Source organism: Nocardia sp. NPDC058640, assembly GCF_042716995.1.
GTDB lineage: Bacteria > Actinomycetota > Actinomycetes > Mycobacteriales > Mycobacteriaceae > Nocardia.
In genome coordinates, this window is record NZ_JBHXRG010000033.1 from 23,021 (window position 1) to 43,265 (window position 20,245).

The window sequence follows — 20,245 nt, forward strand, 5'->3', positions numbered from 1 at the left end:
CCGTGGTCTCGACGGTGCCCTGTCGTGGGACTTACTTGTGCCCAGACCTATTCGGGCCTCGGTTGATGAACGCTCCGTCGGTGAGCACTGGGACGGTGGCGTCCGCGTCCAGTTCGATGGCGATTGCGACATCGTCGGCGAAACCTATCGCGGCGAGTTCGCGGCCGCTCGCGCAGTCGGTGATCAGGGTGCCGACATCCGCTGAACCGTCGAATAGCGTTGCGACCGTGCGTGCTTCGGGTGATGGTGTCGTGAGTCCTCGATCGATCAGGGCGGCAGCGAGTGCTCCCGCGCCGAGCAAGTCTTCGAGAGCTGGTCGCACGGTGTCGGTGCCGGGCCACTGCTCGCCGGCCGGGATGATCGCGATCGGCTGATCGGGAGTACCCCAGTTCTGCGCGACGAGCCAGTCGGCGACGGCGCTGACATTGCGTAGACAAGCAGCGACAACTGGCGTGCCTTCGACAGCGGCGGCGATCGCAGAACCGTTGGGGGAGGGTAGAACCAGGCGTTCAGTGAAGGGTGCGCGGCGCAGCGTCGCCGGGGACAACGACCACGGACCGCTCTCCCGTCGTCCGACCGCCAACTCGGCACCGCGCTCCTCGGCAAACGCTCGCGCCGTTTCATCCCGCCACCGATACGGAAACACCGCAGTTCCCGCCGCAGTCGTCACCGACACCGCAGTCGTAAACGACAGCACATCGATCACCACTACGCACGCTGCCCCGCTCGCCAGCGCCGCCGCCCCGGCCCGCCCCCACTCGAGCCGAACCCCGAATCCTCGCTGTTGTGCCCATTGTGGCGTGGATCGCACCGCTGACCTCCTGATAGACGAATCTGCCAGTCCACCACGCGAATGCGCACGCAGCCACCCATAGCCTCATCGCGCACGCAATGCTCGGGTCACTCTGGGAACGCTCGAGAATGCCGAAGTCAGGACCCGAATCATCGCGGACTCCGGTCTTGGCAAGTTGAATGTCGGTGTGGCTGGCTAGGATTCGCGTCGTGTCACATATCTTGCACGTGTACCTTGTCGATCTGGCAGAGCTCGAGGCAGTCATCGGATCCAAGGACGAGGAGTTCCTGAACAGGCTGATCGCCGAGGTGTCCGACGATCATGATCCGGAGCACGGCTGCTGCGAACCGTGCGATCTTCCTGACTGTGAAGGTCCCGACTGCGAGGAGTGTGACCCCTGCGAGGACGCGCAGCATCCGCAGGCGCTGCGAACCATCTTCGCCGGCGGGCCCTTCGACGAGGACCGCCCCGATGCCTACATCTCGGCTTTGGAACTGGTCTGCGAAGACCTCGGCCGATACATCGGCGACGTGAGTTTCTGGTTCGGCTATAACGGTCTTCCCGACGTGATTCTGAGCCTGGCCTCCAACATGGACGGCCATGACCCGTTCCCCTATACCGACTCGAACGGCTGGGGCCACATCGGGAAGGAAAGCTGCGCGGAACAACTGGCAGAGTGGGAGACCATCGCCGCAGGACCCGACGACCGCGGCGGCTACGCCGACAGCATCGTCGAGTGGTTGCGAGAATCCAAGACCGCCGACAAGGATCTCATCGGCTTCTGGGCAGGATAGGGTCGCCGCAGTACGCGCGGTGTTGCGCTACACGGGTCACTGTGCGGCGAAGTGCTTGTCCGCCAACATTTCTCTGATGCCCGACGGTTTGGCGTGCACTCACGCTGAAGCTATTCGGCGATCCGGTCTCCGAAACTCATTGGTTCGGTCGAGGAAGCGTGATCCAGAAGCGTTGCGCGGGGCCGAGATCGGTGTCGCTAACCCCTTCGAAGACGCCGCCCAGTCTCTGGATCGTTTTCGCAGAGGCGACGTTGTCGATGGCACAGACGAGCAGGACGCGGTCCATATCGAGCTGGCGGGCTTGGTCGAGTGTGCGCTCGAGTGCCCAGGTGGCCAGCCCGCGTCGGCGTGCGGTCGGGCGGATGCCGAAGCCGATGTGGCCTGCCCAGCGGACGTGGTGGCGCAGCGCGATCCCGCCGAGGATCTGCTGGTCGTCGACAATCCACCGATAGGTCGTGTGCGTAGACTCGTCGACCAGTCGTGCCACCCAGGCCGCGAATCCGGCTGGCGAATCGACCTCGTCGGCTGGTGTCAGCCCGAACCCGTCTTCGTGGGGGCCGGGACCCCACTCGTGATGCGCGTTGAGCCAGGCGCGATGCAGGTGCGTGGTTGGTGCGATGAGGTCGAGCACAAGGCGACCGTAGCGCGCTGACCGCATTCAGGAAGACCGATCCAGAGGCCGGGACAGTCGGAGTGGATGGAATTGATCAGAGGTGTCGTTCGAGAATTTCGTGCTCTTCGGCGGAGGTCAGGCCGGCCTTGCGGGGGCGGTTGAGGCCGCGGGACTGTTCGTCGGTCAAGGTGGCGTGGACGGTGTCGGATAAGGGGCGGGGTTTCAATCCGGCGGCGAGGGCGGGGGTGGGGTCGTGGGTGACCAGGCCGTGTTCCTCGGTGGGTAGCCACAGTGGGAGGGACTTCGGGCCTGACCAGGGGGTGAATCCCGATTCGGTGAGAGTCGCCGGGGGGATCGGGATCAGTTCGAGGTCGGTGGGGCCGACGAGTTGTGCGGTTTCTTGCAGGATCGATCCGAGGTCGGTGATGGGGCCGATGGCGTCGTAGGTTCCGGTCAGGCGCGCTTCGGCGGAGGTGATGATCCAGGCGGCGAGGTCTCGGACGTCGATGTGTTGGATGGGTTGGTGCGTGGCGTCGGGGATGATCGCGCGGCCACCTCGGGCGAAGCGGGCTGTCCAGTAGCCGAAGCGATCCGACGGGTCGGAGGGGCCGGTGATCAGGCCGGGGCGGACCACGAAGGAACGCTGCTCGCCCATGCGTTCGCGAACTGATATCTCGCTGGCGACTTTGATGCTGCCGTAGCGTTCCGAGGTCAGTTCGGTGCGATCGTGCGCAGGCTCCCAGATCGGTTCGCGCAGTGAGGCTTCCGTGCTCTGGCCCACCGTGGCGGAATCGGCGTAGACGCTGATGCTGGACACGAATGTCCAATGCTGGGTTCGGTCGGCCAGCACGTCCAGCGCGTCGACGACCCACCGTGATGCCGCGCGCGCCACGTCGATCACCGCGTCGAAGTGATCGTCTGCCAGAACGTCGAGGGCACCGGGGGTTTCGCGGTCGATGCTGAGCAGACGCACGCCCTCGGGTACCTGCCCGGATCGGCCGCGCGCAACGCAGGTCACCTCGTGACCTCGCGTTGCCGCCTCACGAGCGATCTGTGCGGACAGGAAGAGGGTGCCGCCGAGAACGAGGACTCGCATGGGTTTCACTGTTCCACTCATCAGCTATCAGGGAGGGCGAGTTCGCCACTGGCGAAAGCAATCTCGATAGACGACGACCGACGACTTCAGATCAGAAGCCGTGGGATTCCGCTTCCTCGATCATCGGGTCCGGCCACGCCTGCTCGATCGCCAGGCGTTGGTCTTCGGGCAGGTCCGGGCGCCAGCCCACGGTATGCCAGAAGTCTTCGCGGCGGGCCTGGCTCATCGGGGTTGTGTCTTCGGCCATCGGCGCTCTCCATCCACGGCGGACTGTCAGATTACGCTGGCTGGGTGAATCATGGTGCGCTGCAACGGGCCCTGACCGATCCGGGTCCTAGATTGCTGCCGGACGCGGTGACGGTTCTGCTGGGGAAGCTCGACGCGCCTGCTCGGCTCGCCGCTCACCTTCGTGCGGTGCACGATGTCGCCTGGCAGTTGGCCGACTGGATGGAGCTGCGCTATCCGGCGGTGACGTTCGATCGGGCGCTGGTGCTGTTCGGGGCCGCCACCCATGACATCGGCAAGGTGATTCATCGCGACGAGCTGTCGAAACCGGGTTCCCACCATGAATCTGCTGGCTACGAACTGCTTTTGGCGCAGGGATTCGACGAAAGAGCGGCTCGATTCGCGCGAACTCACGCCTGCTGGACGGAGTCCGACATTGTCCTCGATGACTTGATCGTCAGCCTGGCGGACAAGATCTGGAAGGGCAAACGGGTACCCGATCTCGAGCAATTGCTGGTGGAGCGTCTCGTGACTGCCGATTGCCAGCAGGCGTGGGAGATCTTCCTGGTGCTCGACGACGAGCTGGATCGGATTGCCGCAGACGCTGACCAGCGGTTGGCCTTCCAAGCCAACTACGGAACATCGACCTGACCCTTGTCGTCGGCGTCAGAAGCCGTGATCAGTCTGCGGCGGGCGGGGACAGTTCTGCGAGGGTGGTGCGTTCCTCGGGGGTCAGGTCGAGGGCGGCGAGTTCGGACTTCCAGTGGGCTTGTTTGTCGGAATCACCTGCGAGAGTTGTTAGTTCGATGAGGGCGGTGTAGGCGCGAGCTCGGTCCAGGGGGGTGGCGGTGGTGGTGAAGCGGCGTAGGCCGGTTTCGAGGGCTCGGGTGGCGGCTCGGTCGTCGGTTTTGAAGTCGCGCAGGATTCTGGCGTTGTCGAGGACTTTGGCTAGGCCTTCGAGTTCGTGGGAGCCGCCGTAGTCGAAGTCGGGTTCGCCGTGCTGGATGACCGTGATCCAGTTGCCTACCGGGTCTACCAGGGTGAAGCGGGTTTGGCCGGGGCGGAAGCGGGTGATTCGGGGGCAGCCCTTGATGGGGATCTTGCCGAAGTGTGCGCGTAGGGCCGCGGTGTATTCGGCGTGGCGGGCGGCCACATCGTCGACCAGCAGCAGGGCTGCCGCGTGTTCGGCGGGGAGGTCGATGCCGGGTGGGGCGGCGACGAAATGTAGTGCGCAGCTGTCTTTTTCGATGGAGCCGTAGACGTACGGGCGGGATTGCTCCCAGGTCACGGTGAAGCCGAGCGCTCGGTAGAAATCGAGGGTGCTCGTCAGGTCACCGGCCCACAGAATCGGTACCGCGAAATCAGTCACCATTCGAGCCTACGAACGTTTTCGCATAAGCGCCCATAGAAGTTTCGGCGACGGCAATGCCACGACGCCCCAACCGCAACTGGCAAGCGCGTCGCGGCGGTGCCCGATTAGGCTGCGGGCATGAGCAACGGCCTCGGCGAAGTGGCGACCGCGAACTTCGTCCTACTCACCACCTTCCGCAAGGATGGCACTCCCGTGGGCACCCCCGTGTGGGCCGTGTCCCGCGACGACAAGCTGCTGGTCTGGACGGTCACCGACAGCTGGAAGGTCAAGCGCATCCGGCGCAACCCCGACGTGACCCTGCAACCGTGCAATGCGCGCGGGGACGCACACGGCGCCGTGGTGAAGGGCACCGCGCGCTTGCTCGACGCCGCCGAAACCGAGAAGGTGCGGTCTGCGCTGCGCCGGAAATACTGGCTGACCGGCCCGCTGGTGATCCTGGGCAGTACGCTGCGCCGCGGCAAGGCGGCCACGATCGGCATCGAGATCACGCCCGCCTGACGTTTGCCTCGAACCGATATGTAGAACCGTCGGTATCGGATACTGTGAGGTTTCGGCAGCACTTCCGAAGGGACTCACATGGCCGTGAAACGCAACCGAGCCGTCATCGTCGGGGGTGCGCGCACACCGTTCGTGCGCGCCTTCACCGACTTCACTCGCTTGGACAGTATCGCCCTGGCCGGCACCGCGGTTCGCGGGTTGATCGAGCGGACCGGCATCGCGCCCGGCGAGATCCAGTCGATCGTGTGGGGCGGGGTGGTACTGCCCAGCCATGCGCCGAACATCGCGCGCGAGATCGCCCTCGATCTGAACCTTGATTTCGGTTGTGAGGGGTACACGGTCACTCGCGCATGCGCCTCGGGTCTGCAGGCGGTGACTTCGGCGGCCGCGGCGATCGAGCGCGGCGAGTACGACATCATGATCGCCGGTGGCAGCGATTCCACCAGCAATGCCGAGATCAAGCTGCCGCAGAAGGTCGTGCACGCGGTCGCTCCGGTCGCGCTGGGTAAGCCCAAGGCGATGGACTACCTGGACGTGGTTCGTCAGCTCGCGCCGTTCACCGACATTCTGCCGCGTCAGCCGAAGATTTCCGAGCGGACCACCGGTGAGGTGATGGGGGAGTCCGCGGAGAAGATGGCGCGGATCAACGGCATCTCCCGCGCCGATCAGGACGCTTTCGCTGCCCGTTCGCATCAGCGTGCGGCGGCCGCGATCGCCTCGGGGCGTTTCGATGACGAGGTCGTGCCGATCACCACGCCTTCGGGCAAGTTGATCGAGACCGACGGGCTCGTGCGCGCCAACACCAGCATCGAGAAGCTTGCCGCACTGCAGCCGGTTTTCGCGAAGAACGGCACGGTCACCGCGGGTAACGCCAGCCCGCTCACCGACGGTGCGTCGGCCGTTCTGCTCATGAGCGAGGAGAAGGCTCGGGCCCTCGGGTTCACTCCGCAGGCAGCCTTCCGCTCCTGGAGTTTCGTCAGCGTCGACCCCGCCGACCAGGTTCTGATCGGCCCGGCGATCTCGATGCCGCGCGCCCTCGACAAGGCGGGCATGACCCTGGCCGATATCGACCTGGTCGACATCCACGAAGCCTTTGCCGCACAGACACTTTCGGTGCTGAAGATGCTGGAAAGCGCCGAGTGGGCCAAGACTCGCCTCGACCGTGACGAAGCCGTCGGGTCGGTCGACATCGACAAGCTCAACGTCCACGGCGGCTCGATCTCGCTGGGCCACCCCTTCGGTGCGACCGGTGCTCGCATGGTCACCACAATGGCCAATGAACTGGCCCGCACCGGGAAAGAGACTGCACTGCTGGGGATTTGCGCCGCCGGCGGGATCGGTGCCTCGGCGGTGCTCGAGCGCGTCTGAGATCGAGCGGGCGCCCCGGGGTGGGGACGGTGCGCCCGGCGGATCAGCTGCGCAGGTCGGCGGAATACCGGCTCAGTGCGGCGGCGGCGTCGAGCATGGCGATGCCCTGGGCGGTGAGGTTGCGTTGCCAGTGGTCGAGGGCGGTCGACAGGGCTTCGGTGCTGCCTGCGGTGCGGATCTGCCCGATGACCGCGGCGATGCGGTCGAGGCGGTAGTGACCGCGGCGCAGGATGTGGGCCAGTTCGGCGTCGCGCAGGTCGGTGGGGCTGTAGTGGCGGTAGCCGGTGGTCGGGTCGCGTTGCGGGGTGAGGATTCCGGCGTTTTCCCAGGCGCGCAGGGTCGCGGGGGTGACTCGCAGGTGGTGGGCGAGTTCGCCGATGGTTCTGGTGTTCGCTGAAGCTGTTGTGGCAGAGGGTGGTTCGGCGACGACGTGGTCGACGGCTCGGCGCACCGAGGACAGTGTCTCTCGGTCTTGGAGGAGCTGGCTGTGCGCGCGGTCGATGGTGGTGAGGGCTTTGTCGAGGTCGTCCTCGTGCAGTGCGCGCATGATGTGGCCCGCGGTGGCGTGGCCGTAGGCGGGGATCAGGGTGAGGTAGGTGCGCAGTGCGGTGGCGTGCAGGTCGGTGTAGATCCGGTAGCCGGTGGGGGTGCGCTGCGCCGGTGGCAGGCAGCCGGCTTCTTCGTAGTTGCGCACCGCCTGGGTCGAGATCGCGTGTTCGCGGGCCAGGTCGGACGGTCGTAGGGTTCTCACTGGTTTGGGACTTTACGACATATTCGGCGAAGAGTTCCAGGTGAAGTCTCCACCGTTCTTTCAACGATACGATTGATACACATGAGTCAGAAAATTTGCGACTTCGTCCCTTCGTCTTGTGAACTGCTCGCACTTGGGGAACCGACACACAAGGAACCCGGCTTCGCCTCGATCCGCAACGAACTGTTCGTCGAGTTGGTGGATCGAGGGTTCCGGTCGGTCGCGCTCGAAACGGATCGGGTCGCCGCGCTGGCCGTCGACGAGTTCGTCAGAGGTGGCGACGGTGTCCTCGACGAGGTGATGCGGACGGGCTTCTCCCACGATTTCGGCGAGCTCACCGGCAACCGGGAGTTGGTTGCGTGGCTGCGCGACTACAACAAGGGCCGGACGGCCGAGGATCAGGTCGGATTCCACGGATTCGACGCCGCGATGGAAACCATGAGCGCGCCCAGTCCGCGCACCTACCTCGAATTCGCCCGCGACTACCTGGAACTCGACTTCGACATCGCCGGACCTGCGGGCAGTGACGAGCGATGGAGTCGTAGCGAGGCCGTCTTGGACGCGAAGATGTCGCCCGGTGCCACTGAGGAGGCCGAGCAGTTGCGGGCCATGGGCGACGACATGCTCGCCCTGCTCTACACCCGCGCGCCGGAGCGGATCGCGGCCACCTCGCTGCACGAATGGCAAAGGGCAACAATCCATCTCACCGCCGGTCTCGGACTGCTCCGCTATCACCGCCAGGCAGCCGCACCCACCGAAGACGGTGTGCGATGGAACAGTCTGGCAGCCTCCCGCGACACGCTCATGGCCCAGAACCTGCTCGACATCCGGTCCCTCGAAGCACGCCGCGGGCCCACCCTGGTCCACTCGCACAATCTGCACCTGCGGCGCAACACCAGCACCATGGACATGGGGCCGATGGAGCTGGTGTGGTCGGGTGCGGGGGCGATCGTCGGGGCGCTGATGGGGGAGCGGTATCAGGTCGTTCTCGGCAGCTTGGGGCGCAGTGACGGCCTCGAACTGGCCGAACCCGCGCCGGGAACCTACGAAAACACCCTCCAGAACCGTATCGACACTTGGGGTTTGGTCCCGGCCGCGGAGCTCGAACCGGGACTGATCCGGATCGACGTCACCCAGGAACAGGGCTATTTTCCGCTGGACGCGGACACCATCGCGGGCGCGGACGCGATCCTGCACCTGAACGCGGGCACCTGTCAGGCCGCGGAGTCGCGCACCAGTTCCTCCAGGTAGGCGGCGACGCCGTCCTCGTCATTGCTGGGCAGCACCCGGTCTGCGAGGGCGAGCACCTCGGGTGCCGCGTTGGCCGGCACCAGCGCGGTGCCCGCCCACGTCAGCATCGCGACGTCGTTGATCGCGTCCCCCGCGGCCGCCACCTGCGACCGGTCGATGCCGTGGATCGCGCACAACCGTTCCATCGCACTGGCTTTCGACACACCCTCGGCCGCCATCTCCATATAGGCGGCACCGGAATGGGTCAGCTCCACACCGGTCACTCCGACCGCCGCCGCCGTCCGATACAACTGCGCGCCGGGCAACTCGGGATGCCGGGCCACGATCTTCACCATCGACTCCAGACCTGTCGGCAACACCTCCGACACCTCCATCTCGTGCGGGTGCCGGTGGTGATCGGTGAACGTGCACAGCGCCGCGTAAGCGGGCTCGGCGACGAACCGGGTCGCCCCGACGTTCGCGAACACCACGCCCGGAATCAGCGTGCGGATCTGCGCCATCGCCGCCACAGCCGCACCGGAATCGATCGAGACCGTGTCGATGATCTCGGGGGTGCCGTCGGCCAGGTCGAGCAGCACGGCCCCGTTGGCGCACACCGCTTTACCGCGGAACCCGCACGACTGCGCCAACTCGTGCACCGAATGCCGGGCCCGCGCCGTCGCCCACACGACCTCGATGCCGGCTGCCTGCGCGTTCGCCATCGCCTCGGCGGTGCGGGCGGAGACGGTGCGGTCGGAGCGCAGCAGGGTGCCGTCTAGGTCGGTGGCGAACATCTGGATAGCAGTCACCAAGCCATGCTGTCATGCACCCCGCCGACAACCCGGTCGGGTCGCACGACCCCTGGACCCGCTAGGTCGCCTGGCTCACCGACGACATGTGAAAGTCGGGGATGCGTAACGGTGGCATGGCGGTGCGAGTGAAATAGTCCTTCCATTCGCGGGGGAGGGTGATCTCGGTGGCACCGGCTTCCGAGACTCGCCGCAGCAGGTCGAGAGGACTCTCGTTGAAGCGGAAGTTGTTGACCGCGCCGGTGACCTGGCCGTCTTCGACCAAGTAGACGCCGTCGCGAGTCAAGCCCGTCAGCAGCAGCGTGGCCGGGTCGACTTCGCGGATGTACCACAGGCAGGTCAGCAGCAGGCCGCGTTCGGTGCGGGCGATCATGTCGTCCAGTGAGGCGTCACTGCCGCCGGTGAGCAGCAGGTTCTCGGCGGGAAGTGTTGTCGGAGCGGAGAATTCGGCGGCAGTGGCACGCGGGTAGACCAGCGATTCGATGACGCCGTTGCCGATCCAGTCCACACGTTGCGCGGACAGGCCGTTGTCGAACACCGACAGGGATTCCGACGACGACGGTGTCGCCACGAAGGGCCGGTATTCGAGGCCGCTCGCGCTCGGATCGGAGTACAGGGTCAGCGGAATGTCGCCCAGCCGCTCGCCGATTCGGGTGCCGCCGGCGCGGGAGAACGCGGTGTGGCCTTCGTGCGCGCCGCGACCCTCCATGCTCCACGCCAGGTAGATCATCAGATCGGCGACAGCCGAAGGGGGTAACAGGGTTTCGTAGCGGCCCGCGGGCAGGTCGATGCGGCGCTTGGACCAATCCAGGCGTCGGGACAGTTCGGCGAGCAAACCGGGGGTGTCGACGTCGGTGAAGTCGGCGGTGCCCACGCCCACCCACGCGCTCGCCAGATCCTTGCCCTCGCCGCGCTTGCCGTTGATCTCCACCGAACCGGTCGGCTGCGAGAACCGTCTACGAACCCCGGTCGAGGTGCCCAGCCATGTGGTGTGCACCTGGTGGTGGGCGAAACCGTACAGGCGGTCGGTGCCGTCGAAACCGGTCGACAGGTCGCGCGCCAACTCGGCGAACACGTCGATCTCGGTGGCACCGGGCTCGTGATCCCAGGTCGCGGTGTCGTCGTCGGTGGGTTCGAGCAACGGCATCGCGTCGGTAGCGGGTGCGGCGGTGCGCGCGGCGTCCTCGCTGGCCCGCACCACGGCCTCGATGTCGGCGGGATCGACGCTGGTGGAACTGATCGATCCCACGCGCGCGGAGTGCGGCCCGTCCCGGAACACCGAGATCACCGCCCAATCCCGCGAAATCGACGAACCGTTGGTGGTCATCGAATTGCCGGCCCACCGCAGTGACGCCTCGTGCGCGTCGGTGACGATCACGATCGCCTCGTCGGCTTTCGACGCCGCCAACGCACGCTGCACCACCGCGCCCGCCGGGAACAGACCTTCGCTCACTGGCCACCCTCCGTCCGGGTATTGAGAATATTGACCCCGCGCACCAGCACCGACGGGCAACCGTGACTCACCGCCGCCACCTGACCCGGTTGGGCCTTACCGCAGTTGAACGCGCCACCCAACTGCCAGGTGCTCGGCCCGCCGACGGCTTCCATCGACCCCCAGAAATCGGTGGTCGTGGCCTGGTACGCCACATCACGCAACTGTCCGGCCAGTTCACCGTTGCGGATGCGGAAGAACCGTTGGCCGGTGAACTGGAAGTTGTAGCGCTGCATATCGATCGACCACGATTTGTCGCCGACGATGTAGATGCCGTCCTCGACCCGGGAAATGAGCTCCGCGGTGCTGGTGTCATTCGACGGATCGGGCTGCAACGACACATTCGCCATCCGCTGGATCGGAACATGGTGTGGCGAATCGGCATACGAGCAGCCGTTGGACCGGTCCAGCCCCAACCGCGGGGCGAACACGCGGTCCAGCTGGTAGCCGACCAGCACGCCGTCGCGCACCAGATCCCACTGCTGGCCCGCCACACCCTCGTCGTCGTACCCGACGGTGCTCAGGCCGTTGACCTGAGTGCGGTCACCGGTGACATGCATGATCGGGGTGCCGTATTGCAATGTGCCCAGCTGATCGGGAGTCGCGAACGAGGTTCCCGCATAAGCGGATTCGTACCCGATCGCACGGTCGTACTCGGTGGCGTGACCGATGGATTCATGGATGGTCAACCACAGATTCGTCGGATCGATCACCAGATCGGTCGGCCCCGCGACCACACTGGGCGCCTTCACCTTTTCGGCCAACCAGCCGGGAATCTGCGCGAGTTCGCCCGTCCAGTCCCACGTTCCGTCCGCGCCGGTCACATACTCCCAGCCCCGGCCCGCGGGCGCGGCGAGCGTGCGCATCGTCTCGAACACCCCCGACGCGGAATCGACGGTGACGGCCTCCAACTGGGGATGCAGACGCACCCGCTGCTGGGTGATCGACGAACCGGCGGTGTCGGCGTAGAAGGACTGCTCCTTCACCTGCAACACCGACGCGGTCACATGGTCGACACCATCGGCGGAGGACAGTCGCTCCGAATAGTCCTGCAGCAACGCCACTTTGTCGGCCGTGGACACCGTGAACGGATCCAGGTCGTAGGCCGACACCCACGAAACATCGGAATAGATCGGCTCGTCGGCCAGCTCCACCCGCTCCCGATTCAACGAACGCAGCGCACGCGCCACCGTCACCGCACGACGCGCCACCTCCGCCGCGGTCTCGGGCGTGAGCGCGGCATGGGAGGCGAAACCCCAGGTGCCGTCGACGATCACCCGCACCGCCAGACCCAGCTCGGTCGCGTCGGTCACCGCCTCGACCCGACCGTCACGTAACCGAATCGACTGCGTCACCAACCGTTGCACGCGCAGATCCGCGTGCTCGGCACCGGCGGCACGCGCGGCCGACAGCGCGGCTTCGGCCAGCGCGCCCAGCCCCAGGCTCAGGAACTCGGGGTCCACATCTCGGGAAGTCGTGGTACTCACCGGACCCACGCTAGCCGGTGCCACTGACACATGTGCGCCACCTCGGTCCGCACACCCACTGCCTGCGCGCATTTCGGGTCGTCACGCGCGAAAACCCGGCTCCGGCAGCCATTACCGTGACGCGCGGACCCCGGTCCTCCCGCGGCAGCACCCGAAAATGCCGTAGGGTGCCCGCCGTGCCGCCATCTGCCCTGCGCGATCGAAAAAGGGAACGAACCCGTCGTGCGATCCTGCTGGCCGCCGTCGAATTGTTCGAGGCCAACGGGTACGAGGAAACGACCGTGGCCGACATCGCGGCGCAGGCCGAGGTCGGCACCCGCACCTTCTTCAACTACTTCGCCAGCAAAGAAGAACTGCTGTTCCCCGAAACCGACGAACGCGTGCGCGCCGCCGTGGCCGCGATCGCCACGCGTCGACCCGGTGAAGCACCGGTGGAGGTGTTGTTGCGGGCGTTGCGGGCCGCAGGCGACGAACCCGGTGAACACCTCGTCGACGATGTGGGTTCGCGGGTAGCGGCACTGCGCGCACGGGTGTCGCGGACCGTCCCGGCGGTCAGTGGTCGTGCCGCGCACGCGCAGCTGCTCGCCCAGCGCGAAATCGCCCACCAGCTGCACCTCGCGTTCCCGAACGAGCTCGACGAGATCGGTGCCGCCGCCCTGGTCGGGGCCGTGGTGGGTGCGGTGTCGGGCGCGCTGACCGTGCTGTTCCAGCAACCACAGCACGGCATCGAAGACGGTGAACGCCTGCACCGCAAGATCCACGAAACCACCTCGCGCGTGCTGCAACCGTGGCTGGCCGCCGCCGCGTCACCGGTGAACTAGCCGAACTGCTGCCATCCGAGCCGGATCACCATCACCACCACGACAACCAGCAACACCACCCGAACGAACCCCGCCCCCTTGGCCAGCGCCATGCGCGAACCGACAAGGGCACCAAGCACATTCGCCACCGCCATGCCGGCACCCAGACCCCACAGGATGTGCCCGGTCGAGCCGAGGAACAGCAGCGCACCCACATTCGACCCGCAGTTGATCACCTTCGCCATCGCCGCCGCCCGCACGAATTCGGTGCCCAGCAGGGTCGCGAACGTGATGATCAAGAAGGTGCCGGTGCCCGGCCCGAGCAGTCCGTCGTAGAGGCCGATCAGACCCGCGGCCAGGCCCACCACCCAGATCACCTTGCGCCGGGTCGGCGGATGCGTGGCCATCGTCAAGCCGACCGACGGCCGCAGGGTCACGAACACCGCGACGCCGACCAGCACCACCATCACCAGCGGAATGAACAGGTCGCGGTCGATCAGCGACACCGCCGCCGCACCGCACGCCGCCGTGATCGCCGCGATCACCGCACCCGGCAGCAGCACCTTCCACTGCATCGGCACCTTGCGCGCGAAGGTCGCCACCGCGGTCGCCGTGCCCGCCAACGCGGCCAGTTTGTTGGTGCCCAACGCGGTCTGCGGGGCGATGCCGGGCATGACCAGAAACAGCGTCGGCAAGATGATCAGTCCGCCGCCGCCGACCACCGCGTCGACCCAGCCCGCGGCCGCCGCGGCTATCAGTAGGACCGTCCAGTCTCCCAGTTGCACGCGTCCAGGCAATCAAGATCACGGCCGGAAAGCCAGCCGGGGCCTACGCTGGGCCGGTGCGCCGGTTCAGCCTGTGGCTACGTGGTCGACCCATCGTCGCCGATTCGATTCTCGCGGGATTGCTGCTGTTCCTCGATGCCCTCGGGGTGGGCGACGAACGCAACAAGGTCGTCTACCTGATCTTCTCGGTGATTCTGCCGTTGCCGCTGATCCTGCGACGGGTGTATCCGCGCGCGGTCGCGGCGGCGATGTTGGTGTTGTCGTTTCTCAACACCCTGATCGGCTATCTCACCGACGATCAGGCCGCCGACCACATCGCGCTGATCGGGCTGGGGGTGATGCTCTACACGCTGGTCGCCTACGTCGGGCGGCGTCAGGGGCTGATCTACCTGGCTTTCCTCGTGCTCGACCTGGCCACATCGGTGGTGCTGCTCAATGAGCCCAAGGGCGGAGATCTGGCGATGGCTGCGCTGATCTACGCGCTGTGCTGGACGCTGGCCGAGTTCAACGGGGCCCGGCACGCCTACGACTCGGAGGTCGCGGCGCGTCTGGCGGTCGCGGACTACGACAGGGAACGGCGCGCGCACGACGCGGTCGCCGCCGAACGCACCCGCATCGCTCGCGAACTCCACGATGTCGTCGCGCACGCGGTGAGCGTGATCATCGTGCAAGCAGACGGCGCCAAATATGCCCTGCGCCAAGACCCCGACACCGCCGAACGTGCCCTGGCCGCCATCGCGGGCACCGGACGCGACGCCCTGCGTGAATTGCGCCGCACCGTGGCACTGCTGCGCACCGAGCACGCACCCGAAATGTTGCCCCAACACGGCAGCGCCGGCATCGCCAAACTGGCCCAGATGATGCGCGAAGCCGGCCTGGCCGTGGACCTCGAGCTCACCGGGGAACTCGACGACATCGCCCCGGAAGTCAGTCTCGGCGTGCATCGCATCGTGCAGGAATCGCTGACCAACACCCTGCGGCACGCGGGCGCCGAACCGAAGGCGGTGGTTCGGGTGCACCGGCGTGAGCAGGACATTCTCGTCGAAGTGACCGACAGCGGTGGCGTGCCCGCGCAGGTGACAGCCGGTTCGGAGATCCCCGGCACCGGGATGGGCCTGGTGGGGATGCGCGAACGGGTCGCGGTACTGGGTGGCACGTGGCGTGCGGGCAGGCTCGACGACGGTCGCTGGCAAGTGCGGGCCGACCTGCCGCTGCACACCGATTCGGACTGAGCCGTCTTTCGCCAAAAGACGGCGAAACGTCGACGTCCGGGCCCACTAAGGTGGGGCAATGCCGATCAGCGTGCTCGTGGTGGATGATCAGGAACTCATGCGGATGGGCCTGAAGATGGTGCTGGGCGCGCACCCCGACATCGACGTGATCGGCGAAGCGGGCAACGGCGACGAAGCCGTGCGGCGCGCCAGCGAACTGCGACCCGACGTGGTGCTCATGGACGTGCGGATGCCGGTCGTGGACGGGGTGACCGCGACCGCGCGGATCGTGGCCGCGGGGCAGGGCGTGCGCGTGCTGGTGATGACGACCTTCGACCTGGACGAACACGCTCTGGGCGCGTTGCGTGCCGGTGCCAGCGGGTTCCTGCTCAAGGACACCCCGCCCGAGGACTTGATCTCGGCGATTCGCAGCGTCGCGGCCGGTGACGCGGTGGTCTCACCCAAGGTCACCAAGCGGCTGCTGGACCGGCTGGTCGCCGAGGACCCCACCAGCCTGCGCGACCCGAAAATCCTCGACGTGCTCACCGCGCGCGAACGCGAAGTGCTCGAGCAGATCGCGGTGGGTCGGTCCAATGCCGAGATCGCCGCCGCGCTGTTCCTGTCCGAGGCCACGGTGAAAACCCACGTCGGCCGGGTGCTGACCAAACTCGGACTGCGCGACCGGGTACAGGCGGTGGTGCTGGCCTACGAAACCGGGTTGGTGCGGCCCGGTGGTTGAGGTCATGGCCGGGACCGGGAGAAAAACCGGGCGCTCGTGCGTTGACCTGATAGATCGTCCGAAAGGATCGTAATGACCGCCCTGCTGTTCGTGTTGTACCTCGTCGTCGAGATCGCCGCCCTGATCGGTCTCGCCCAGCTGATCGGCATCGGCTGGGCACTGGTCGTGCTCGTGGCGGTGTCGGGCGTGGGGTTGGTGCTGCTCGGACGTCAGGGCGCGCGTGTGTTCGACCGATTCCGGCGCGCCTCCCGCGGCGAGGTGACGCCCGAGAGCGCGGTCGCCGACGGGGTGATCGTGGCCACCGGATCGGTGCTGCTGTTCGTGCCCGGCCTGGTTACCGGCGTGATCGGGCTGCTCGCGTTGTTCCCGCCGACCCGAGCGGTGCTGCGGCCTGTCCTCGAGAAGCTGGGTACAAAACGCTTCGGTCCGCTGCCGTCGTTCGCGCCCTCGCCGTATCGGGGGATGGTCGTGGACGCCGACGGTGACGTGGTCGACGGAACCGTGGTCGGGCAGTGGTACGACGACGGTCACACCGGCGGACCCCGCGCACTCGGCCCCGCCTGAGCCGACATGCCCGCGCACCGCGCGAAAGGGTTTAGAGTACCGGCATGGCCACCGAGCAGATCACCGTCACGGTGAGCGAGGAACTGGCCGACGCGGTGCGGAGAGCGAGCGCAGCGGCCGGACAGTCGATGTCGGAATTCACCATCGCCGCATGGCGGCTGGAGCTGATCGCCGTGGAGGCGGGCGGGCACTGTATCGCCGAATTCGGCGACGCCGAGATGCGCGCGGCACTGTCCCTGCCGACCTGACATTTCGCCGATACGGCAGACTGGGGCACCGTGAGTACCCAGTTGCTGATCGGTGGCCGTTTCTACAGTTCCAGCTCCCCGGACGCCACCGCGATGGCGGTGACCGACGGCACCGTGGTGTTCCTCGGCGCCGAAGCGCCCGGCCGGGCGATGCACCCCGACGCGGAGATCATCGACCTGAACGGTGCGTTCGTGGCACCCGCGTTCGTCGACCCGCACGTGCACGTCACCGCGCTGGGACTACAGCTGACCGGGCTCGACGTCAGCGGCGCGCGATCGCTGACCGAACTGCTGGACACGGTGCGCGCGCACGCCGCGCGACAGCCCGACGGGGTGATCATCGGCGAAGGATGGGACGACACCACCTGGCCCGAACAGCGCCCGCCCACCGTGGCCGAACTCGACGAGGCCGCCGGGGGCAGGCTCGTCTACCTCGCCCGGGTCGACGCGCACTCGGCCGTGGCCTCCTCGGCGCTGCTGGACGCGGCGGGCGACCTCGGCGATCAGCGAGGCCAACTGCTGCGCGCCGACGCCCACCACCGGGTGCGCGCAGTCGCATTATCGAAACTTACTCGCGCACAGCGTGATTCGGCGCGCACCGCAGCCCTGGACGCGGCAGCCGCGCACGGCATCGTCGCCGTGCACGAATGCGCTGGACCCGAGATCTCCAGCCGCGACGACATCCGCGAACTGCTCGCCTTCGAGCACGGCGTGCAGGTGCGCGCCTACTGGGGCCAGGCCGTGCGCACCGCCGACGAAGCGCGCGCGCTGATCGACGAACTCGGCGTACACGCCCTGGGCGGCGACCTGTTCATCGACGGCTCGCTCGGCTCGCACACCGCGCTGCTGCGCCAGCCCTACGCCGACGCGGCCGGCTGCGGCAAGAGCTTCCTCGACGAGGACACGGTCACCGCGCACATTCGCGCCTGCACCGAAGCGGGCATCCAAGCGGGATTCCACGCCATCGGCGACGCCGCCATGGACACCGTGGTGGCCGGATTCGCCCGTGTCGCAAGCGAACTCGGCGGACCGGCGATCGCGTCACGCGGCCATCGCGTCGAACACGCGGAGATGACCGACGCCGCCGCGATCGAACAACTCGCCGCGCTCGGGGTGATCCTGTCCGTGCAACCGGGCTTCGACGCGGCCTGGGGCGGACCCGACGGCATGTACGCCACACGCCTCGGCGCCGAACGCGCCTCCGGCCTCAACCCGTTCTCGGCGATGGCGGCAGCGGGCATCTCCCTGGCCATCGGCTCCGACGCACCCGTCACCGCCATGAACCCCTGGGCACAGGTCCGCGCGGCGGTGCACCACCGCACCCCCGGCCACGGCCTTTCCCCCCGCGCCGCCTTCGCCGCCGCCACCCGCGGCGCCTGGCGAGCGGGCGGCGTCCGCGACGGCCTGGCAGGCACGCTGGTCCCCGGCGCCCCCGCCTCCTACGCGGTCTGGGACGCCGGCGACCTGGTGGTAGCCGCAGCCGCCGACACCGTCCAACGCTGGTCCACCGACCCCCGCTCCCGCGTCCCCGGCCTACCACGCCTTGACCCCGACGCCACCCTCCCGACCTGCCTGCGCACCGTGCACAACGGCACCACCATCTACACCGCCTGACCCGCCGTCAGCAACGAATCACGGAGCGCCACACCATGATCGACCCCGCCACGGAAAACCGCCCCGACTCCGCACCCGACGAGGCGAGTCCCAGGAGGACGCACCACATGGTCGCGCGAATGCTCGCCGCTGTCGTGGGTGGGTTGCTGCTGTTCGGCAGTTTCCCGCCGCGCCCGCTGTGGTTCCTCGCACCGGTGGCCATCGCGCTCCTCACCCTGGCCGTGCGCGGACCGGGCAAGCTGCGCGCGGGGTTCGGGTACGGAATGCTGGGCGGGCTGGCGTTTTTCGTGCCGCTGCTGCCGTGGACCGGGATCTATGTGGGCCCCGTCCCGTGGTTGGCGTTGTCGACAGTGTGCGCGGTGTACTTCGGGCTGTGGGGTCTGCTCGCGCGAGGGTTGAGCGCGCTGCCGGGGTGGCCGGTATGGCTCGCGCTGGCCTGGACAACCAGTGAATGGGTCAGGTCGAGTTTTCCGTTCGGTGGATTCCCTTGGGGCCGAGTCGCTTTCGGACAGGCCGACGGCTGGTACCTGCCACTGGCCGCCTACGGTGGCGCACCGCTGATCGGCTTCGCGGTCGCCTTGACCGGCACCGGTCTCGCCGCACTGGCGCTACACCTGATCGCCTACGCGAAAACCCCCACACCCCGCACCCTGCGCACCGGAATCGCCACGGCCGCAGTGACAATGGCTATCATGCCGCTGGCCGGACTGGCCCTGCGACCGACCCTGCCGGCCCCCGACGCGGGCATCCGAACGGTCACCGTCGCCGCCATCCAGGGCAGCGTGCCGCGCCTGGGCCTGGACTTCAACGCTCAACGCCGCGCCGTGCTGGACAATCACGTCCGACGCACCGAGGAGCTGGCCGACGCCGTGTCGCGCGGCCAGGCCGCACAGCCCGACATCGTCATCTGGCCCGAGAACTCCTCCGACATCGACCCCCTGCGCAACGCCGACGCCGCTGCGGAGATCACCGAAGCGTCCGTGCGCATCGGCGCCCCGATCCTGGTCGGCGCCGTCCTGGTCAACGGCGACCGCACCACCACCAACTCGGTGATGGTGTGGAACGGCGCCGCGGGCCCCGGCGACCGCCACGACAAGAAAATCATCCAACCCTTCGGTGAATACCTGCCGATGCGTAGTTTCTTCCGTTTGTTCTCCTCCTATGCCGACCGCGCAGGCTATTTCGTGCCCGGAAACGGTGACGGAACGGTCACCGCGGCCGGGGTGCCGATCGGCGTGGCGACCTGTTACGAGGTCGCGTTCGATCGGGCATTTCGGGAATCCCTCGACGCGGGCGCGCAATTGCTCACGGTGCCCACCAACAACGCCACCTTCGGCCGCAGCGAGATGACCTACCAGCAGCTGGCCATGTCGCGGGTGCGCGCGGTCGAACACGGGCGCGCGCTGGTGGTCGCAGCTACCACCGGCGTGAGTGGCATCATCACCGCCGACGGCGTGCTCAGCCAGCACACCGAGCAGGTCGTACCCGCCGCACTGGTGGCACAGCTACCGTTGCGCGACACGACCACAATCGCCACCCGAATCGGCGCATGGCCCGAACTGGCGTCCGTTATCCTGACCGCGATCGGCGTCGGACTGCTGTTTCTTCGACGCCGCCGCGCGAATCCGACTCAGGCCGTGCGGAGTTCGGACAATTCTGAATAAGCGGTTTGTTTCAACCCGGGGGAAGCGGCACGAAGTTGCTGCTGCAGGGGTGTAATCCACTGATATAAAAATAAATCAGATCGGTAGCCATC

The 20,245-nt window shown here is 67.2% G+C and carries 22 protein-coding genes; 12 read left to right on the plus strand and 10 right to left on the minus strand.

Annotated features, from left to right (window positions below; all coding sequences use genetic code 11):
• Positions 1 to 31 precede the first annotated feature (31 nt).
• Positions 32 to 811 carry a 2-phosphosulfolactate phosphatase gene (locus ACFWU5_RS25000; RefSeq protein ID WP_379269183.1) on the minus strand — a complete coding sequence of 260 codons (780 nt, stop codon included), beginning with the start codon at positions 809 to 811 and terminating at the stop codon, positions 32 to 34.
• A 191-nt stretch (positions 812 to 1,002) separates the two neighbouring features.
• Here ACFWU5_RS25000 and ACFWU5_RS25005 point away from each other — a divergent pair, with 191 nt between their 5' ends.
• A complete protein-coding gene (locus tag ACFWU5_RS25005; protein WP_379243140.1) occupies positions 1,003 to 1,587 on the plus strand; it encodes a hypothetical protein in 585 nt (194 codons plus the stop codon).
• 136 nt (positions 1,588 to 1,723) lie between these two features.
• Here the strand turns inward: ACFWU5_RS25005 and ACFWU5_RS25010 are convergent, their stop codons facing one another.
• From ACFWU5_RS25010 to ACFWU5_RS25020, 3 genes are all read right to left on the minus strand, one after another.
• Complete coding sequence (locus ACFWU5_RS25010; protein WP_379243138.1) at positions 1,724 to 2,218, minus strand: GNAT family N-acetyltransferase; 495 nt, start codon at positions 2,216 to 2,218, stop codon at positions 1,724 to 1,726.
• 76 nt (positions 2,219 to 2,294) lie between these two features.
• Complete coding sequence (locus tag ACFWU5_RS25015) at positions 2,295 to 3,296, minus strand: NAD-dependent epimerase/dehydratase family protein (RefSeq protein WP_379243136.1); 1,002 nt, start codon at positions 3,294 to 3,296, stop codon at positions 2,295 to 2,297.
• 91 nt (positions 3,297 to 3,387) lie between these two features.
• Entirely contained in the window at positions 3,388 to 3,543 is a 156-nt protein-coding gene (locus tag ACFWU5_RS25020; protein ID WP_379269185.1) for a hypothetical protein, read from the minus strand.
• A 92-nt stretch (positions 3,544 to 3,635) separates the two neighbouring features.
• Here ACFWU5_RS25020 and ACFWU5_RS25025 point away from each other — a divergent pair, with 92 nt between their 5' ends.
• Positions 3,636 to 4,172, plus strand: coding sequence for an HD domain-containing protein (locus ACFWU5_RS25025; protein ID WP_379269186.1), 537 nt, complete (start codon positions 3,636 to 3,638; stop codon positions 4,170 to 4,172).
• Between the two features lie 28 nt (positions 4,173 to 4,200).
• Here the strand turns inward: ACFWU5_RS25025 and ACFWU5_RS25030 are convergent, their stop codons facing one another.
• Positions 4,201 to 4,893: a VOC family protein gene (locus ACFWU5_RS25030; protein WP_379269188.1), complete on the minus strand. Its 693-nt coding sequence runs from the start codon at positions 4,891 to 4,893 to the stop codon at positions 4,201 to 4,203.
• Between the two features lie 117 nt (positions 4,894 to 5,010).
• Here ACFWU5_RS25030 and ACFWU5_RS25035 point away from each other — a divergent pair, with 117 nt between their 5' ends.
• Positions 5,011 to 5,391, plus strand: a complete 381-nt coding sequence (locus tag ACFWU5_RS25035; RefSeq protein WP_379269190.1) for a PPOX class F420-dependent oxidoreductase — start codon at positions 5,011 to 5,013, stop codon at positions 5,389 to 5,391.
• A gap of 78 nt (positions 5,392 to 5,469) precedes the next feature.
• On the plus strand, positions 5,470 to 6,759 hold the full coding sequence (locus tag ACFWU5_RS25040) for an acetyl-CoA C-acyltransferase (protein WP_379269192.1): 1,290 nt from the start codon (positions 5,470 to 5,472) through the stop codon (positions 6,757 to 6,759).
• 43 nt (positions 6,760 to 6,802) lie between these two features.
• Here ACFWU5_RS25040 and ACFWU5_RS25045 read toward each other — a convergent pair whose 3' ends face one another.
• Entirely contained in the window at positions 6,803 to 7,510 is a 708-nt protein-coding gene (locus ACFWU5_RS25045; protein WP_379269194.1) for a TioE family transcriptional regulator, read from the minus strand.
• Positions 7,511 to 7,591: 81 nt separating this feature from the next.
• On the opposite strand from ACFWU5_RS25045, the gene ACFWU5_RS25050 reads away from it, so the two are divergent.
• Complete coding sequence (locus tag ACFWU5_RS25050) at positions 7,592 to 8,761, plus strand: erythromycin esterase family protein (protein WP_379269196.1); 1,170 nt, start codon at positions 7,592 to 7,594, stop codon at positions 8,759 to 8,761.
• Here the strand turns inward: ACFWU5_RS25050 and ACFWU5_RS25055 are convergent.
• The 3 genes from ACFWU5_RS25055 to ACFWU5_RS25065 form a co-directional block, all read right to left on the minus strand.
• The gene (locus ACFWU5_RS25055) at positions 8,725 to 9,534 is read right to left on the minus strand and encodes an HAD family hydrolase (protein ID WP_379269206.1); all 810 of its coding nucleotides are present in this window, start codon (positions 9,532 to 9,534) and stop codon (positions 8,725 to 8,727) included. The two genes, ACFWU5_RS25050 and ACFWU5_RS25055, sit on opposite strands and share 37 nt — an antisense overlap.
• Positions 9,535 to 9,610: 76 nt before the next feature.
• Positions 9,611 to 10,990, minus strand: a complete 1,380-nt coding sequence (locus tag ACFWU5_RS25060) for a metallopeptidase TldD-related protein (RefSeq protein WP_379269207.1) — start codon at positions 10,988 to 10,990, stop codon at positions 9,611 to 9,613.
• An 8-nt stretch (positions 10,991 to 10,998) separates the two neighbouring features.
• Positions 10,999 to 12,528: a TldD/PmbA family protein gene (locus ACFWU5_RS25065; RefSeq protein ID WP_379269198.1), complete on the minus strand. Its 1,530-nt coding sequence runs from the start codon at positions 12,526 to 12,528 to the stop codon at positions 10,999 to 11,001.
• Positions 12,529 to 12,704: 176 nt separating this feature from the next.
• Here ACFWU5_RS25065 and ACFWU5_RS25070 point away from each other — a divergent pair, with 176 nt between their 5' ends.
• On the plus strand, positions 12,705 to 13,349 hold the full coding sequence (locus tag ACFWU5_RS25070; protein WP_379269200.1) for a TetR/AcrR family transcriptional regulator: 645 nt from the start codon (positions 12,705 to 12,707) through the stop codon (positions 13,347 to 13,349).
• Here ACFWU5_RS25070 and ACFWU5_RS25075 read toward each other — a convergent pair.
• Positions 13,346 to 14,113, minus strand: coding sequence for a TSUP family transporter (locus tag ACFWU5_RS25075; protein ID WP_379269202.1), 768 nt, complete (start codon positions 14,111 to 14,113; stop codon positions 13,346 to 13,348). The two genes, ACFWU5_RS25070 and ACFWU5_RS25075, sit on opposite strands and share 4 nt — an antisense overlap.
• Positions 14,114 to 14,169: 56 nt before the next feature.
• On the opposite strand from ACFWU5_RS25075, the gene ACFWU5_RS25080 reads away from it, so the two are divergent.
• The 6 genes from ACFWU5_RS25080 to lnt all read left to right on the plus strand — a co-directional run bounded on the left by ACFWU5_RS25080 (position 14,170) and on the right by lnt (position 20,153).
• Positions 14,170 to 15,345 carry a sensor histidine kinase gene (locus ACFWU5_RS25080; RefSeq protein ID WP_379243117.1) on the plus strand — a complete coding sequence of 392 codons (1,176 nt, stop codon included), beginning with the start codon at positions 14,170 to 14,172 and terminating at the stop codon, positions 15,343 to 15,345.
• 58 nt (positions 15,346 to 15,403) lie between these two features.
• Positions 15,404 to 16,063 carry a response regulator gene (locus ACFWU5_RS25085; RefSeq protein ID WP_379243115.1) on the plus strand — a complete coding sequence of 220 codons (660 nt, stop codon included), beginning with the start codon at positions 15,404 to 15,406 and terminating at the stop codon, positions 16,061 to 16,063.
• Between the two features lie 72 nt (positions 16,064 to 16,135).
• Entirely contained in the window at positions 16,136 to 16,627 is a 492-nt protein-coding gene (locus ACFWU5_RS25090; protein ID WP_379243113.1) for an FxsA family protein, read from the plus strand.
• 44 nt (positions 16,628 to 16,671) lie between these two features.
• The gene (locus tag ACFWU5_RS25095) at positions 16,672 to 16,875 is read left to right on the plus strand and encodes a hypothetical protein (RefSeq protein ID WP_379243111.1); all 204 of its coding nucleotides are present in this window, start codon (positions 16,672 to 16,674) and stop codon (positions 16,873 to 16,875) included.
• Between the two features lie 30 nt (positions 16,876 to 16,905).
• The gene (locus ACFWU5_RS25100; RefSeq protein ID WP_379243109.1) at positions 16,906 to 18,489 is read left to right on the plus strand and encodes an amidohydrolase; all 1,584 of its coding nucleotides are present in this window, start codon (positions 16,906 to 16,908) and stop codon (positions 18,487 to 18,489) included.
• A 107-nt stretch (positions 18,490 to 18,596) separates the two neighbouring features.
• Positions 18,597 to 20,153 carry an apolipoprotein N-acyltransferase gene (lnt, locus tag ACFWU5_RS25105; RefSeq protein ID WP_379243327.1) on the plus strand — a complete coding sequence of 519 codons (1,557 nt, stop codon included), beginning with the start codon at positions 18,597 to 18,599 and terminating at the stop codon, positions 20,151 to 20,153.
• The last annotated feature ends 92 nt before the right edge of the window (positions 20,154 to 20,245 follow it).

What these genes read in the sequence shown, in the direction of transcription:
- ACFWU5_RS25095 (WP_379243111.1), top strand. Translation starts at nt 16,672, where the DNA reads ATGGCCACCGAGCAGATCACCGTCACGGTGAGCGAGGAACTGGCCGAC.
- ACFWU5_RS25020 (WP_379269185.1), bottom strand. Translation starts at nt 3,543, where the DNA reads ATGGCCGAAGACACAACCCCGATGAGCCAGGCCCGCCGCGAAGACTTC.
- ACFWU5_RS25050 (WP_379269196.1), top strand. Translation starts at nt 7,592, where the DNA reads ATGAGTCAGAAAATTTGCGACTTCGTCCCTTCGTCTTGTGAACTGCTC.
- ACFWU5_RS25015 (WP_379243136.1), bottom strand. Translation starts at nt 3,296, where the DNA reads ATGCGAGTCCTCGTTCTCGGCGGCACCCTCTTCCTGTCCGCACAGATC.
- ACFWU5_RS25035 (WP_379269190.1), top strand. Translation starts at nt 5,011, where the DNA reads ATGAGCAACGGCCTCGGCGAAGTGGCGACCGCGAACTTCGTCCTACTC.
- ACFWU5_RS25040 (WP_379269192.1), top strand. Translation starts at nt 5,470, where the DNA reads ATGGCCGTGAAACGCAACCGAGCCGTCATCGTCGGGGGTGCGCGCACA.
- ACFWU5_RS25030 (WP_379269188.1), bottom strand. Translation starts at nt 4,893, where the DNA reads ATGGTGACTGATTTCGCGGTACCGATTCTGTGGGCCGGTGACCTGACG.
- ACFWU5_RS25085 (WP_379243115.1), top strand. Translation starts at nt 15,404, where the DNA reads ATGCCGATCAGCGTGCTCGTGGTGGATGATCAGGAACTCATGCGGATG.
- ACFWU5_RS25055 (WP_379269206.1), bottom strand. Translation starts at nt 9,534, where the DNA reads ATGTTCGCCACCGACCTAGACGGCACCCTGCTGCGCTCCGACCGCACC.
- ACFWU5_RS25090 (WP_379243113.1), top strand. Translation starts at nt 16,136, where the DNA reads ATGACCGCCCTGCTGTTCGTGTTGTACCTCGTCGTCGAGATCGCCGCC.
- lnt (WP_379243327.1), top strand. Translation starts at nt 18,597, where the DNA reads ATGGTCGCGCGAATGCTCGCCGCTGTCGTGGGTGGGTTGCTGCTGTTC.